15 protein-coding genes and 1 other annotated feature are annotated in these 15,548 nt (G+C 28.5%); of the genes, 11 read left to right on the forward strand and 4 right to left on the reverse strand.

The annotated features are described in order from the left end of the window. The first annotated feature begins 364 nt into the window (after window positions 1-364). The 3 genes from ACRDBA_RS10120 to ACRDBA_RS10130 all read left to right on the forward strand — a co-directional run bounded on the left by ACRDBA_RS10120 (window position 365) and on the right by ACRDBA_RS10130 (window position 2,700). Window positions 365-1,060, forward strand: coding sequence for a TIGR01906 family membrane protein (locus ACRDBA_RS10120; RefSeq protein ID WP_438572803.1), 696 nt, complete (start codon window positions 365-367; stop codon window positions 1,058-1,060). Next, window positions 1,026-1,577: a TVP38/TMEM64 family protein gene (locus tag ACRDBA_RS10125; RefSeq protein WP_438572804.1), complete on the forward strand. Its 552-nt coding sequence runs from the start codon at window positions 1,026-1,028 to the stop codon at window positions 1,575-1,577. The genes ACRDBA_RS10120 and ACRDBA_RS10125 overlap by 35 nt, the downstream gene beginning before the upstream one ends. Window positions 1,578-1,674: 97 nt before the next feature. Then, a complete protein-coding gene (locus ACRDBA_RS10130; RefSeq protein ID WP_438572805.1) occupies window positions 1,675-2,700 on the forward strand; it encodes a peptidyl-prolyl cis-trans isomerase in 1,026 nt (341 codons plus the stop codon). A gap of 527 nt (window positions 2,701-3,227) precedes the next feature. Here ACRDBA_RS10130 and ACRDBA_RS10135 read toward each other — a convergent pair. Further along, window positions 3,228-3,674 carry a hypothetical protein gene (locus ACRDBA_RS10135; protein WP_438572806.1) on the reverse strand — a complete coding sequence of 149 codons (447 nt, stop codon included), beginning with the start codon at window positions 3,672-3,674 and terminating at the stop codon, window positions 3,228-3,230. A gap of 21 nt (window positions 3,675-3,695) precedes the next feature. Beyond that, window positions 3,696-4,133, reverse strand: coding sequence for a LytTR family DNA-binding domain-containing protein (locus ACRDBA_RS10140; RefSeq protein ID WP_438572807.1), 438 nt, complete (start codon window positions 4,131-4,133; stop codon window positions 3,696-3,698). Between the two features lie 439 nt (window positions 4,134-4,572). Here ACRDBA_RS10140 and ACRDBA_RS10145 point away from each other — a divergent pair, with 439 nt between their 5' ends. The 6 genes from ACRDBA_RS10145 to ACRDBA_RS10170 all read left to right on the forward strand — a co-directional run bounded on the left by ACRDBA_RS10145 (window position 4,573) and on the right by ACRDBA_RS10170 (window position 8,955). Continuing rightward, on the forward strand, window positions 4,573-5,040 hold the full coding sequence (locus tag ACRDBA_RS10145) for an ASCH domain-containing protein (protein ID WP_438572808.1): 468 nt from the start codon (window positions 4,573-4,575) through the stop codon (window positions 5,038-5,040). 210 nt (window positions 5,041-5,250) lie between these two features. Next, complete coding sequence (locus tag ACRDBA_RS10150) at window positions 5,251-5,619, forward strand: nuclear transport factor 2 family protein (protein ID WP_438572809.1); 369 nt, start codon at window positions 5,251-5,253, stop codon at window positions 5,617-5,619. A 415-nt stretch (window positions 5,620-6,034) separates the two neighbouring features. Then, entirely contained in the window at window positions 6,035-6,709 is a 675-nt protein-coding gene (locus ACRDBA_RS10155) for a 5'-methylthioadenosine/S-adenosylhomocysteine nucleosidase (protein ID WP_438572810.1), read from the forward strand. Window positions 6,710-7,031: 322 nt separating this feature from the next. Continuing rightward, a complete protein-coding gene (locus ACRDBA_RS10160) occupies window positions 7,032-7,817 on the forward strand; it encodes a class I SAM-dependent methyltransferase (protein ID WP_438572811.1) in 786 nt (261 codons plus the stop codon). A gap of 3 nt (window positions 7,818-7,820) precedes the next feature. Then, entirely contained in the window at window positions 7,821-8,393 is a 573-nt protein-coding gene (locus ACRDBA_RS10165; protein ID WP_438572812.1) for a hypothetical protein, read from the forward strand. 52 nt (window positions 8,394-8,445) lie between these two features. Further along, entirely contained in the window at window positions 8,446-8,955 is a 510-nt protein-coding gene (locus ACRDBA_RS10170; RefSeq protein WP_438572813.1) for a GNAT family N-acetyltransferase, read from the forward strand. Between the two features lie 101 nt (window positions 8,956-9,056). Here the strand turns inward: ACRDBA_RS10170 and ACRDBA_RS10175 are convergent, their stop codons facing one another. Further along, window positions 9,057-9,890, reverse strand: coding sequence for an Rpn family recombination-promoting nuclease/putative transposase (locus ACRDBA_RS10175; protein ID WP_438572814.1), 834 nt, complete (start codon window positions 9,888-9,890; stop codon window positions 9,057-9,059). 334 nt (window positions 9,891-10,224) lie between these two features. On the opposite strand from ACRDBA_RS10175, the gene ACRDBA_RS10180 reads away from it, so the two are divergent. Continuing rightward, complete coding sequence (locus ACRDBA_RS10180; RefSeq protein ID WP_438572815.1) at window positions 10,225-10,665, forward strand: GNAT family N-acetyltransferase; 441 nt, start codon at window positions 10,225-10,227, stop codon at window positions 10,663-10,665. 104 nt (window positions 10,666-10,769) lie between these two features. Here the strand turns inward: ACRDBA_RS10180 and leuS are convergent, their stop codons facing one another. Then, complete coding sequence (leuS, locus tag ACRDBA_RS10185; RefSeq protein ID WP_438572816.1) at window positions 10,770-13,220, reverse strand: leucine--tRNA ligase; 2,451 nt, start codon at window positions 13,218-13,220, stop codon at window positions 10,770-10,772. A gap of 65 nt (window positions 13,221-13,285) precedes the next feature. Beyond that, window positions 13,286-13,507 (reverse strand) — a binding site (T-box leader). A 242-nt stretch (window positions 13,508-13,749) separates the two neighbouring features. Here leuS and ACRDBA_RS10190 point away from each other — a divergent pair. After that, a partial coding sequence (locus tag ACRDBA_RS10190) for a beta-N-acetylglucosaminidase domain-containing protein (RefSeq protein WP_438572817.1) occupies window positions 13,750-15,548 on the forward strand: 1,799 nt, incomplete at its 3' end.

Raw genomic sequence — 15,548 nt, forward strand, 5'->3', positions numbered from 1 at the left:
AAGATGCAGATTTACTTCCATATTATAAGCAATTAGATGAAAAACTAGTAAGTAGCGTTTTAGAAGATTTTAAAATTGCATTAGATGATTAAGGGTTAAAGTTGTCATAAGGCAGCTTTTTTTCTTTTACGAAAAAAATCATATATAATAGGAATAGTTTGAAGTTAAATAGAAAAAGTTTATTAAAATAATATCTAAACCTTAAGTTAATTTTAAGTGTATGAATATTTTTTTATTATATAAGTTATTTAATAGGGCAAATATTAAAATTAATCATATATTGATTTTAAAAATGCTCTATTACTTGATTACAAAGGTTTTAGGTGGAAATAATAACTAAGGTAAGTTAAAAATAGTCGAAGAGGTGAATAGTCTGAAAAAGGTAGAGTTTAGAAAAAATAGTATTAATATATTTTTATCTATTTTATTTACAATAGCGTTAATTTCCTTAACTACATTAATAGTTTTAAACTTAACTGTAATATATGAAATAGGAATAAGTAAATTAAATTTAGAAAGTATAGCAAGGATGTCTTCTAGTGAGCTTATGGAAAATTATAATATAATGATAAATTATTTGAAAAATCCATTTATTAAGGAATTAAACTTTATAAGTTTTCCTATGAGCTTAAAGGGAAGGATTCATTTCGAAGATGTAAAAAGAATATTTACTATGCTATATATCTTTATAATTAGCTTTATAGCAGTATATATAGCCTTTAAAAGTATAAGAGTAATTAGTGGGAAAATAAACTTTAAATCTATAATGAATTATTCTGCAAATATAATAACAACATTACTTTTAGCAGTAGTATTAATAATGTATATTGATTTTACAAAGGCATTTGAATTATTCCATAAGATTTTTTTTAGAAATGATTATTGGATATTTGATAGCGTGACAGATCCTATAATAAATGTTCTTCCAGAAAAGTTATTTATGATTTACGCTTTAATAATAGTTATGATATTATTAGTTTTAGCTATTGTGTTTAAGGGAATTTATTATAGGAGTAAAGTAAAAAATGTTAAGTATAGAAAGTGTAATAGAAATATTTAGAGAATATAGCAGCATAGCAATACCTATCTCAATCTTAATGAGTATTTTAATATCATTAGTAGGGGTATTGCCTTCAATATTTGTAACAGGAGCAAATATTATTTTCTTTGGACCATATACAGGGTTTATTATTTCACTTATTGGAGAAACAGTAGGTGGATTTATAACCTTTAAGGTTTATAGATTAGGACTTAAAAAGTCTATTGAAAATATAGCTAACAAAAACAACTTATTAAAGAAAATAGTAAACAGCAGTGGGAAAAGGGCTGGATTTTTAATTTTTGAAGGTCGATTATTACCTTTTATGCCTTCGGGATTTGTAACATTAGCAGCATCTATAAGCAACGTTAATAGCTTTATATTTATATTAGCTACTTGCTTAGGAAAGATACCTTCAATAGCATTAGAAGCAATAATAAGCTACGACGTTATAAATATTGAAGAGAACTTTATAAGGCTTTTAATAACCCTTATTACTTTATTATTAATAGTTGTAACCTTAAAACGTAAAGAATAAGTAAAATAAGAAAACATTTACTTATTTGGTTTGAATTAAATGGTGAAAAATGGTACAATCTAAAGGAATAGCAACAGAGAAGGAGAAGGGTTAACAAATGGGAATAAATAAAAGATTAAAAATGTTAGTTTTAGCAACAGTAACAGCAGTTGCATTAATGGGATGTGGAAGCAAGGCTAATGATACAGTTTGGATAACTATGGGATCCACAAAAATAACTCAATCAATGGTAGATGAGCTTTTAGCACCACAATTAGAGCAACTTAAGGCTCAATTTGGAGAAGACTATGAATCTCAAATAGATGAAACAACTAAGGAAAACTTAAAGCATTCAAGACAGCATGCAGCTGATAGTTTAATAGAAAAAGAAATATTTAAAGCAAAGGCAAAGGAAATGAACCTTATACCTACTGATGCTGATTTAGAAACTGAAGCACAAGCATTAGTAGAATCAGTTAAACAAGGATATGGTGGAGATGCTGGATTTGAGCAAGCTTTAACAGCAAATGGACACACTTTAGAAAGTTTTACTGAAATGGCTAAGGATCAAGTTATAATGGATAAGGTAATGGAAAGCATATTAAAAGATGTTACTGTTACTGATGAAGATGTAGTTAAGTATTATGAAGAAAATAAAGAAACTGAATTTGTAAAGCCAGCAGGAGCAGATACAAGACATATATTATTTAAAGAAGATCAAGAAGCAGCTGCAAATGAAGCAAAGGCTAAAATTGATGCAGGGACAAGCTTTGATGACTTATTTAAAGAATATGAAGGAAATAAAGCTAAAAACGAATACCCTATAGCTGAAGACTTAAGTTTTGTTATGTATGAGCAACAAAACTTTGACCCATTATTCTTAGAAGGATTAAAACCTTTAAAAGAAGGGGAAATATCAACACCAGTAAAAAGTAGCTTTGGATATCATATAATAGAAGCAAAAAATATAGCTGATGGAACAGCTGTAGAGCCTTTAGAAAACATAAAGGATAAGTTAAAGAGCATGCTTGAACAAAACAAACAATATGAAGTGTACCAAGCTAAATTAGATGAGTGGAAAAAAGAATTAAAAGTTGAATATAATAAAGACGTATTAGCACATGATGAAAGTATAAAACATTAATATGTAGGCGCGTCAGAAAATAGATATGAGTTATTAGTATAACCATATCTATTTTTTTGTTTAGATTATACTGGGGTTTTAATTTCTTTGTGGGACTTATAAGTGTCAATTGAATATTTAATACCTAGGTAAAGTAATACTATAATTAGTTCCATAAAAAAGCACCTCACTTAGATTTATATTAAATTGAAGAGTATATAGCTTTTGTTAATATATTATATTCACTACATAAGAAGAAATTGCATGATTTTATGTTAAGAATAAATTAAATTTATACCTGCCCTTTAATTTAGTATATGGAAAGGAAAACAAATAAGATTCAAGAAATTTGTGTAGAAGCCTTGGGTGTAAAACATTTTAAATCATGCTGATGTTTTTCACTGCCAGCAAATATATGAGTTGCAGATTGGTTTATAGAAGCTAGTAATATAAATCAAGGAAATATAGTTATTTAATCATAACTATATTTCTTTGCCTTTTTACTTGATAATTCCTGATAAAATAATGTGACCTATGAACTATAGATTTTAGGTTGTTTTTTGAAACTTTTGTAATTTAGAATTTAGATTTTTTGTATCTACTAAATTAACTACATATATACTATAACGCATTGCAACAATTGAAATATTTAAAATTATGATTAATAATATATTTCCCAATAAAGGTAAGATTGGAAACCATGAAAATATTACAGCAGATGAAATTACAATTAGATTACTTAGTATTGCCCAAATTATAGTGTTTGTTTTGTTCTTTTTTCTTGATAAATCTTCATAATTGTGAAAGAAATAATATTCAAGCAATGCAATTAATAAAGAAATAATAAAGGTTTCTAGAAGCGTAAATATACTTATTGTAGTAATACCAAAGATTAAGTTAACTATAGCTATGAAAAATACTATTCCTAAGGAATATAGTGAAGCTTTAGGTTTTACTTCTGATCCAAATCTATAAAATTTATTAAACATTTCCATAAAAAATCCCTCATTTCATTTTTATATTTCAAGTTTTTGTCTTAATATTGGGGCATAATGCCTGGAGACAATTATTTTTTCATCATTTTTCATAATTACTTCAATTCTTCCGGAGGTAAAGCTTTTTAATTTTTTTATCTTGTGTAAATTTAACACCATGGACTTGCTTATTCTCAAAAAACCTACTGAAGAGTAGTTGTTTTCAAGCTCAGCTAAGTTCAAGGCAGTTTGATAAACATCTTTTTCACTATATAGAAAAACTTTTTCATCTACTGATTCACAATATAATATTGAATCAGGTGATAAAAAAATAAGTTCATTTTTGTCTTTGAAAGCACAAAGCTTTTGTGATCTAGATTTTAAAAATGATAATATATGGAGCATTTCATCATCAATACTTTTACAACGTAAAACTATTTCATTTTCAGGTATGTCCATATGCTCAACAGTTATTTTCATAAGCACACTCCTTAGCTTAATTTGACAGGCCTTGTCTATAATATAAGTATATTTTAGAGGGATTGAATTGGCAACATTTGTACATCTAAGATGTAAATAGTTAGGGGTAAGATGCAAAGGATTAGGTTTGATTATAATACTTTGATTAATTGGATAAAAAGACTATATAATATATTTCAAGTAATTATATGGTATAATTAAAAGAAAAGGGAATTTGCAAATTGGAAGAAAAATAGAAAATTATCGGTAATTTATTTGATAAACATGACTTTAGTACACTTATTCCAATAATTAAGGTATTAAGGCAAAATCCTTTGGATAAAAAATCAACTGAAGAATTGTATTCTTATTTTAAGGAGATTGAATTTTAAATTATTACAGTAATTTGATTTTGGGATTAAAACTAAGGGGAAAATTAGAATTTATAGAGGTGAAATATATGAATAATAAAGCAATTATAATTGATGAATTTTGGAAAGAATTCATATTGAAAACCAATAGAGAAGAAGATGTTAAATATATAGATTGTTTTCATTTTGAACTAACTGAAAAGTTGGCAAATGAGCTACTTAAATTGGTTCTTATAGGACAAAAACAAGCAACTAGTAGTAGTTTATTGGCATATAAAAATGAGGAGGATAAAATACCAAAGGCTGGGGATTTAAGTATTGTCACAGATTGGGAGGGAAATCCTAAGTGTGTAATAGAAACTATAAAGATTAATGTTATTCCATTTAAAGATATTACTTATGATATATGTAAGCTTGAAGGAGAAGATAGTAATTTGGAATCGTGGAGAAAGGGGCATACAGCTTTCTTTTCTAGTGAAGGCAAAGATTTAGGTTATATATTTACAGAAGATATGCCTGTTATCTTTGAAGAGTTTAAAATGATTTTTAGTAAATAAGATTCCAATTTTACGATTAGATGAATTTGTAGGAAGAAAAAAATATTGAAAAATATTAATTATAGGTGGTAAAAGGTGAAAAAATATTGGTTTTAGTTGTGATGTTAAATGCCTTAATTATTATTGGAAACCAAATGGTTTCCTTTTTTATTTGTAAAATATCGTATATAAATATTACATAAATAGGAATTTAAAGAGGAGAGCAGTTATATGGAAGAACTAATTAAGAGATTTTGGAATAAGGTAGTATCCCAAGAAAAAGATGAATTAAGAAAATATTTTTGTGAAGATGCGAAAATTAGGTGGCATTGTACAAATGAGTCCTTTAATGTAGATGAATATATTATTGCAAATTGTGAGTATCCTGGAGACTGGAATGGAGAAGTCGAACGTATTATTACGGTTGGTGATAGAGTCATTACAGTTACTAGAGTTTGGAGTGACGAAATGTCTTGTCATGCCACTTCCTTTTTTAGAATAGAGAATAATAAGATTAAAGAACTTGATGAATACTTTGGTGATGATGGTTTTGCTCCAAAGTGGAGATTAGATAAAAAAATTGGAAAGCCTATAAAATAAATTCCAAGTTGTGGGTGAGTTTAGGTTAGTTTATAGTAAGTTGATTTTGGGATTTAAACTAAGAGGAAAATAGGAATTTAGCAGTTAGGTTCTATGTACAATCTTAATATAATGTGAATTAAAAATGACTGGTAATTCTAAATAGACGTATTAGTATCTGATTGCCTATTGTTTATAAACAATATATTCATTCAACTAATTTTAGAAGTTTATATTCTTATAATAAAAGCATCAGTTAACTCATAAACAGTAAGCTTAAGTTATCTATTAGATTCTGAGTTAGACTCTAAATAATACCATACATATAATTACTAAATAGTATTCATACCAGTTTAATTACTGAAATATATTTATTGGAATTAAATGAAAAAATAGGTATAATTACTATAGTAATACGCAGTGGGGAGGAATTTATATGAGAAACATAGGTATGATTGTTGCTGTGGAAATAGAAGCAGTTTTAAATAAATATGGAAAACCAAAAAAACTTAGTTATCCAGGGTTTAATGTTTATCAATATGGAATAGATGATAAAAATCTATTTGTTATTCATAGTGGTGCAGGAGAGATTGCAGCTACAATGGCAACACAGTTTTTAATTTCACAGCTTCAAGTAGAATTTATTGTGAATTTTGGAGTTGTTGGAGGACTTACTGAAGAAATGGTACTAGCAAGAACTTGTATTGTTGAAAGTGTTGTTCATTATGATTTTGACACATCAGATGCTGACAAAACAGATGTAGGAAGATATATTGAATATCCAAGCATTTATATCCCAACTACAAAAAGTATTTTAAGTAAAGCACTTGAAATAAATCTAAATTTAAAAGCAGTTATTTGTGCATCAGCAGATAAATTTATTGGTAGTGAGGAAAAGAAAAGAGAATTACATAAGAAATTTAATGCAGATATATGTGAGATGGAGGCAGCTGGAATTGTATTAACATGCAATAGAAATAATGTGCCATGCTTACTTATAAAAACTGTTTCTGACAGTGTTTCAGGTGGAGCAGAAGAATTTTTTAAAGCAGTAGATGAATCTGCAGAAATTTGCTTAGAGATAACACATAAAATAATAGGTAGTTTATAAGCATAGCTTGTACTCCTCGATAGATTCCCATTTTGTGATTGGATGAGTTTGAATGAAATTATTATTTTATGGTTATTAAGTTATAATGTTATTAATGAGATTTGATGAATCGTTGTTTTGTTAGGAGAGTCAAATGTTTGTTAAATTGATTATATAGTAAGTTTAAAGTGGGTGAAATCTTAATATGGGAAAAGAGCAAATTAACTACTTGGTGCAGTTATAATAACTGATAGTAGATTGTACCAAGAATAAATTTATATATACTATCAGCAAACTGCACCAATTTTATATTAATAAAAAATATATGAAAAGAGGGACAGTTATGAATTATAGTAAATTAAAAGAATCATGGAAAAAAGAAGAACAAGCTACATTTAAGGGGTGGGATTTCTCGTATTTAGAAAATAGATGGGATGAAGAAGAATTACCTTGGAGCTATGAAGATATACTAAAGAAATATTTAAATCCACATTGTAAATTATTAGACATGGGAACTGGTGGTGGAGAATTTTTATTATCACTTAATCACCCATATAATAATACGGCTATTACAGAAATGTGGCCACCTAATGTTCAAATATGCAAACAAAAATTAGAGCCACTTGGAATTGAAGTAAGGCAAGTATTTAATGATTCTGAATTGCCTTTTGAAGATAATAGTTTTGACTTAATTATAAATAGACATGAGTCTTTTGATATTAAAGAAGTAGAGCGAATATTAAAATCAGATGGAATTTTCATTACTCAACAGGTGGGTGGAAAAAATAATGAAGTGTTGTCTAAAGCATTAATAAAAGATTTTACTCCATTATATTCAGACAATACTTTAGATAGGAACTTGAAAAAAATAGATAACAATCTATTTGAAATTATATATGTTAATGAGTATTTTCCTTACTTACGTTTTAAAGATATAGGGGCAATTGTGTATTTTGCAAAGATTATTGAGTGGGAATTTCCTGGATTTTCTGTAGAGAATTGTTTTGAAGGATTGTGTGAATTAAATGAAGAGATATCTATTAAAGGCTATATTGAAAGCATTGAACACAGATATATCATAGTTTGTAGGAAGAAAAAATTATTGAAAAATATTAATTATAGGGGGTAAAAGGTGAAAAAAATATTGGTTTTACTTGTGATTTTAAATGCCTTAATTATTAGTGGATGTACTCAAAGTAAAAACTTTATAATCAAATCTAAAGAATTTACAAAGGAACAAAATGAAATATTATCATTAACTGGAAATAGAGCCTTTAAATATGATTTAAAAAACTTTCCTAAAGATAAAAGCTATGAATTAAATTTAGTATATGAGGTCTATAAAAATAAAGAGAAAGTAAAAGAAGAAACTTTATTTGGCATGGCATATGAGCCAACAGATGAAAAGATAGAAGATACTAATATATCAATAAATATACAAGAAAATAAAATAAGAATAATGTCTGGTGGGGTATATAGTAGTTTAGATATAGAAGAAGATATATCTAAATTAACAAATTATTATTTTGGTGGAGATGCAAAAATAAATATTGGAGATGAAGTATATTTATTTCATGGCAATATTGGTGGTATGGGCGTATCTATGGATAATTTAGGCGTGTTATCAAAGGAAGAATTAAATAGATTAATTGATGAAAATGAAATGAATGTTTTTATAAAGTTAGTATGTGAAGAAATAAAATAAAAGTTAATTTTTGGAGGCTATAATAGGCTTCCTTTTTTTATTGGAGAAAATAGTGTATAATTATTTATATTATGGTGGTGATAAATTAATGAGCGAATTGAAATACATACCTCTTAATGATAAATTTGCAAAGGATTTGTTAAATATATGGTCTGATGAAGATGTTATTAAATATACAAATATTAAAAAGCCTTGTACATTAGTAGAAATAAAAAATAGGATTAATACTCTGAAAGATTTTGATGTCTTTATTGTAAGTAACAAAGATGGTGTAATTGGAATTATCGGTTGTCCGTATATTGATAAAGAAAAATTACACTTTGGATTGTTTTATCAGTTTTGTAAATCAAGCTGGGGCAAAGGGTATGCAACAAAATCTATAAAGTGGTTATTAGAATTTATGAGAGAAAAGTATGATAAAAGTACTCTATTTGCTGATGTAGTACATGATAATGTTGCAAGTGAAAAAATTCTTAGATATTTTGGGTTTAAGTTTATTTCAGAAGAGGACTGCTTTGAGCGTGATGGAGTAAACATGAAAATTCATAACTATAGATTATGACTACAATATTAACTTAGCTAAATTCCAATTTATAGGATTAAGATTAAACTATATTTTTAGAAAATAAGGTGAGCATTTATTTAAATACTCACCTTGAAAATTTATCTTAATTTTTCTATTTCTTCTACACTTAAGCCAGTCTTTAGTGAAATTATTTCATTATCTAATACATCTAAAAGATTTTTAGCTATACTAATTCTTTCTGATAATCTCCCTTTTTCTTCAGCATTAGATAAGGCGGATATTTTATCAAAGAAAGACTTCTCTCTCAAATTATAAAGCTCAAGTTCCTTTTTATCTCTACTTAATCTATAAAGTTCATCCTTGGCTTCTTTAATTTCTTCTTTGCTGAATTCGAGCTGTCTAACTACATTACTTTCTGGATCTTTTAAGAATTGAATCCAAGCTTCTAACATATCTATTGTATCAACATTTGTATTGTCATCAAGGTCTTTTAATTTGGGGATTTCTATAAAATGAATCTCCTGAATATCTGTAAGTTCTTCATTTGTTTCAATTTCTTTTAATCTATATCCATTATGGAACCTATCATTATCTAAATATTTAAAGTCTAGTATATTTATACAAACAGTTCTTGAAAGTGTTTCATATTTATCGCCTTCACTAAGCTGTTCCTCATAAAGTTTACTCCAATAATATAGGCTACGCTTAATCATATTGTATTCATTTTTTATTTGTATCTCTATATTAATAACTTCACCTTTATTAGTAGTTGCCTTAACATCTAATCTACTAAATTTATCTTCTAAGAAATCTTTTGTTATTTCTGTATTATTAATAGCTACTGAAACTATTTTATCAACTGGTTTCATCACAGCATTTAAAAAGGATATTAATATATTTGGATGATTCTCAGAACCAAATATTTTTTTAAAGATAAAATCTACTTTAGGATTTAAAAGTCGTCTACTCAACTAATATTTCCTCCCTTTTATATTTTATTTTTATTATAACCTAAATGCTCATAATTTTAAATAGATACAAATATTGAAGAAATTATTATCATATTAATCTTAACTTTTATTCTAATTTAATCATTAAATGCTTATATAGAAATTATAGCTTGTATATCTTGATAAATTCCAATATATAGGGTAGATTTTAAATGTTCAAAACTTAGCAAAGAAGAAGTTTTAAAAATAGAAATATAATAAAATTTTGTTTTTGGAAACCTAGATGGTTTCCTTTTTAATTTATAAAATATAGTATATAATTATTTGATAAATAGAGATTTGTAGAGGTGATTTTATGTTTTTTGATATTGAAGATTTAAGAACAACTGAGATTTTTTTAAAACTTACTAAAACTTGTGAAGCACAATCTGAAAAGAAATGGCTTCCAGCATATTATTTTGATATTTGCTTGGTAAATGGAGAGGTTATTGGTAATTGTGATTTAAGAATTGGACACAATGAAAAAACATATATTGGTGGCAATATTGGGTATGGAATTAATGAAGAATACCGTGGACATCATTATGCTGCCAAGGCTTGTGAGTTATTATTTAAGCAAGCCAAAAAACATAGTATGGATTATTTGATTATAACTTGTGTTCCTGATAATATGGCTTCTTCAAGAACTTGTGAAATAGTCGGGGGAAAATTCTTGGAAATTGCTACTGTTCCAGAAGATAACGAAATGTATGCAGAAGGAAAAAGACAAGTTAAAATCTTTAAGTTCAATATTTAAGGAAAGTAATATCTTAGTAACAAAAAAGAGCAAACATTATAATAATGATGCTCTTTTTATATAAACTTATTTATGATAGTATTATCAATTTTTATTAAAGAATACTATTTTACAACTATATTAACAAGTCTTCCTTTAATAACGATAACTTTAACTACAGTTTTTCCATCTATTGCAGCTACTACGCTTTCATTAGATAATGATGCTTCTTTTATTCCTTCATCATCTAAATCAGATGCAACGTTTATCTTAGCTTTTATTTTACCGTTAACTTGGATAGCTATTTCAATTTCATCTTTAACTAAAGCCTTAGGATCAAATTCTGGCCAAGGTTGATTAAAGATTGAGAAGTCTCCACCTAATAGACTCCATTGTTCTTCAGCAAAGTGAGGAGCAAATGGTGAAATTATCTTTAAGAAGCTTTTGCAAGTTGATTTTAAGAAGTCTAAGTTTTTAGTGTCTTCTTTTAAGTATTTAGAGAATGCATTTACAAACTCCATCATTCTTGCTATTGCAGTATTAAATTGCATTTTATCTGCATCTTCTGTAACACCTTTAATTGCATTGTTTAACCAGAAGTTTAATTCTTTTTCAGCCTTATCTATAGTAGTTTTGTTATTTTCACCACTTTCTATAGCTTCTCTAGAAGTTTCAAGGTATCTTTCGATTCTATCAACAAATCTAGCTACTGATTTAACTCCTTCATCACTCCAAGCTCCACCTTCTGTGTAAGCAAAACCAAACATTAAGTACATTCTAAATACGTCTGCACCATATTGGTTTATATAAGTATCAGGAGAAATAGTGTTTCCTTTTGATTTACTCATTTTTAATCCATCTGGTCCAAGAATTAATCCTTGGTGAGTTAATGATTTAAATGGTTCATCAAAGCTTAAGTAACCCATATCTCTTAATGCTTTAGTAAAGAATCTAGCATAAAGAAGGTGCATACAAGCATGCTCAGGTCCACCAACATATTTATCTACTGGAAGCATTTTATCAACGATTTCCTTATCAAATGCTATTTCAGTATTTTTGTTATCTGTATATCTAAATTGATACCATGATGAACATACAAATGTATCTAAAGTATCACATTCTCTCTTAGCCTGCTTACCACACTTAGGACATGGTGTATTAACAAAGTCATCACATTTAGCAAGTGGTGATTTTCCATCTGGAGCAAACTCAACATCATATGGTAATTCAACAGGTAATTGATTTTCAGGTACTGGAACTATTCCACATTCATCACAGTGAATCATTGGTATTGGAGTTCCCCAATATCTTTGTCTTGAAACTAACCAGTCTCTTAATCTATAGTTAACCTTAGCTGATCCTAGACCCATTGTTTCTAGCTTTTCAACTATTTTAACCTTAGCTTCTTCAGTAGTTAAACCATCAAATTCACCTGAGTTAACAAGTACGCCATACTCACAGTATGGAAGTGCAATTTCTTCACCTTTTTTATTAGTTATAACTCTTTCTATTGGAAGGTTAAACTTTTCAGCAAAAGCAAAGTCTCTTTCATCATGAGCAGGAACAGCCATAACAGCTCCAGTTCCATAAGTAGCTAATACATAGTCACCAACCCATACTGGAACTTCTTTACCGTTAATTGGGTTTACAGCATATGAACCAGTGAATACACCAGTTTTTTCTCTTGAAAGAGATTGTCTTTCTATATCAGATTGCTTTTTAGCAGCATCTCTATATTCTTCAACAGCAGCTTTATTTTCAGCTGTAGTTATTTCGTCTACTAATGGATTTTCAGGAGCTAAAACTACATAAGTAACTCCATTTAAAGTATCAACTCTTGTAGTAAATACATCAAATTTAACATCTGAATTTACTACTTTGAAAGTAACTTCAGCACCAGTTGACTTACCAATCCAATGCTTTTGCATTGCAACAGTTTTTTCTGGCCAATCTAATCCATCTAAATCTTCAAGTAATTCATCAGCGTAATCAGTTATTTTTAAGAACCATTGAGTTAAGTCCTTTTTAGTAACTTCACTTGAACATCTTTCACAAGCACCATCAACTACTTGCTCATTAGCTAGAACTGTAGCACATGATGGACACCAGTTTACAGGAGCTTTCTTTCTGTAAGCTAATCCTTTTTCATAGAACTTTAAGAATAGCCATTGGCTCCATTTATAATAATCAGGTCTGCATGTTACAACTTCATTTTCCCAGTTAAACATAGCTCCCATAGCTCTTAATTGTTCTTTCATAGTAACAATATTCTTTTCAGTTGAATCCTTAGGATGGATTCCTGTCTTTATAGCAAAGTTTTCTGCTGGAAGACCAAAAGCATCAAATCCCATTGGTTGGAATACATTGTATCCTTGCATTTTTTTCATTCTTGCCCATGAATCAACAGGTCCATAGTTAAACCAGTGACCAGCATGTAATTGGCTTCCTGAAGGATAAGAGAACATCTCTAAAACATAAAGCTTTTCTCCTTCATTGTTAGGATCGAACTTATAAAGTCCAGTTTCTTCCCACTTGTCTTGCCATTTTTTATCAACGGAAGTTCCGTAGTTACCCATAATTTTTTCCTCCTTGTAATAAACCTAAGTTTAAAAAAATATATAAAAAAAGCCCTTCATCTCAATTAAGAGACGAAAGACATTGTTTCGCGGTACCACTCTTATTAGAAAACAACTAAACAAATTAGAGGTTTTCTCACTTATATAAATAACGGGGGTTAACCCGTACTTGCTTCTAAACAAGTAAGCTCCTAGGCAAGTTCCTATATTTAAAACACTACTTTACACCAACCAGCAGCTCTCTAAAGATTTAAAGTTATAGTACTACTCCTATTCAAAGCAATAGCATAATTAAATTTTAAAAATAAAGATTCACATTTATTTTGTGAAGCAAGTTCTGAAATAATTATATATTAGATGGGAATAAAAAGTCAAATGATATAAGGTTTAAAATTAAAGCAAAATAAAATAATAAAGGAATTATTATAGTAAAAGGATTACATTGACAATCTTATGTAAAAAATATACAATTATTATAAAGATTACCACAAGTTGTAAAGTGCTTGTATATTTTTAGGGAGGGTTTATTGTGTTAAAAAAGAAAAGAAGTAAAAGATTATTAAAGGCAGGAGTAGCCACTACTTGTTTTTTATCATTAAGTATGACTACATTTGCAACTCCACAAGCTTATGGAATGAAGCCAAAGGAAACTGTAGATATTGTTAAGTCAAGCTTAAATATTTATCCAGTACCTCAAAAAATTGAACATAAGTCAGCAGGCTTTACTTTAAAAAATGAAGTAAATATTGTTATTCATGGTGAGCAAGAAGAAGCAACTATGCCAAGACTTGAAAAAACTTTAAGGGAGCATAACATTTCTTACGTTATAAATGATGTTGTGGTTAATGACAAAGCTAATATAGTTATAACTTCTAACAAGGATCATTGTGATGACTGCTTAGATGGAGTTACTACAGATTTAGAAACTTTAAATAAAAGAGAAGGTTATTTATTAAATATAAGTGATGATGTAAATGAAAATGGAATAATCACTATAACTGCTTCAGATAAAGATGGAGCTTATTATGGAGTAATAACTTTAGATCAAATATTAGACCAAGCTAAGGATAATAAAATAGCTGAAGTTTTAGTTGCTGATTATCCAGAAATTAAAAATAGAGGATTTATAGAAGGATTTTATGGAGTGCCATGGAGTCATGAGGATAGAATGAGCTTAATGGCTGATACAAGTGAATATAAGATGAATACTTATATTTATGCTCCTAAGGATGACCCATATCATAGAGCACAGTGGAAGGAATTATATCCAGAAGATAAAGCACAAGAAATAGCTGAACTTGCTAAAGCTGGAAAAGATAATAACTTAAACTTCTGTTGGACAATCCATCCAGGTGCAACTTTAAAGTTTACTGAAGAGGATTATCAAGCTATTATAAGAAAATTTGAACAATTATATGATTTAGGTGTTAGACAATTTGGTGTGTTATTTGATGATACAGATGATTGGACTAATGGTGGAAAGCAAGCAGATTGGATTAATAGAATTAATGAAGAGTTTGTAAAAGCTAAGGGCGATGTAGAAAATATGATAGTTATTTCTGCAAGATACAATTCAGCTTGGGGCCCAAATATGAACACTTATTTCAAACCATTTATGCAAAAGCTTCAAAATACTGATATAGAAGTAATGTGGACTGGTCATGCAACTATGTCTAACGTTTCAAAATCTGTTTTTGAATGGCCTAAAACTGCAACAGGAGTAAATAAGGATGTAGCTGTATGGTGGAACTACCCAGTTAATGATTACTGTGATGGAAAGCTATTAATGGCACCAATGCATAATTTAAATCCAGATTTAGATAATGTTACAGGATTCTATTCAAATCCAATGAATCAAGCTGAAGCTTCAAAGGTAGCTCTTTATAGTATTGCTGATTATACATGGAATACAGATTCCTTTGACTATATGCAAAGCTGGGAAACAGCTATAGAAAAATTAGTTCCAGAAGCATCAAGTGAATTTAAGAGATTTGCCGCAAATATATCTTATTTAAGTGATGATGGGGGAGCTAGTGGACCATTTATATTTGATGAGTCAGTTTATTTAGCTGATAAAATAGAAGCATTTAACTTAGCTATTCAAAATAAAGAGTCATTAGTTCAATCAGCAACTGCTTTATTAGAAGAGTTTGAAACTATAAAGTCAGATGTAGCATCTATAAGAACTAAGGTAGATAACGCAAATCTACAAAAGGAAATAGAACCATTCTTAGGTTCATATGAAGCATTAAGCCATGCTGGAATTGGTGCTATGAAGGCTGTAATTGCAGCAGAAAAAGGAGATATAAAAGAATGGATGCTTCAAAC

It is taken from the genome of Clostridium sp. (assembly GCF_051654825.1).
In the GTDB taxonomy this organism is placed as follows: Bacteria; Bacillota; Clostridia; order Clostridiales; family Clostridiaceae; genus Clostridium.

Excerpts from the sequence above, each read along its gene's own strand:
- ACRDBA_RS10150 (WP_438572809.1), top strand. The coding sequence starts at position 5,251 with ATGGAAGAACTAATTAAGAGATTTTGGAATAAGGTAGTATCCCAAGAA.
- ACRDBA_RS10155 (WP_438572810.1), top strand. The coding sequence starts at position 6,035 with ATGAGAAACATAGGTATGATTGTTGCTGTGGAAATAGAAGCAGTTTTA.
- ACRDBA_RS10180 (WP_438572815.1), top strand. The coding sequence starts at position 10,225 with ATGTTTTTTGATATTGAAGATTTAAGAACAACTGAGATTTTTTTAAAA.
- ACRDBA_RS10140 (WP_438572807.1), bottom strand. The coding sequence starts at position 4,133 with ATGAAAATAACTGTTGAGCATATGGACATACCTGAAAATGAAATAGTT.
- ACRDBA_RS10145 (WP_438572808.1), top strand. The coding sequence starts at position 4,573 with ATGAATAATAAAGCAATTATAATTGATGAATTTTGGAAAGAATTCATA.
- leuS (WP_438572816.1), bottom strand. The coding sequence starts at position 13,220 with ATGGGTAACTACGGAACTTCCGTTGATAAAAAATGGCAAGACAAGTGG.
- ACRDBA_RS10125 (WP_438572804.1), top strand. The coding sequence starts at position 1,026 with ATGTTAAGTATAGAAAGTGTAATAGAAATATTTAGAGAATATAGCAGC.
- ACRDBA_RS10160 (WP_438572811.1), top strand. The coding sequence starts at position 7,032 with ATGAATTATAGTAAATTAAAAGAATCATGGAAAAAAGAAGAACAAGCT.
- ACRDBA_RS10135 (WP_438572806.1), bottom strand. The coding sequence starts at position 3,674 with ATGGAAATGTTTAATAAATTTTATAGATTTGGATCAGAAGTAAAACCT.
- ACRDBA_RS10130 (WP_438572805.1), top strand. The coding sequence starts at position 1,675 with ATGGGAATAAATAAAAGATTAAAAATGTTAGTTTTAGCAACAGTAACA.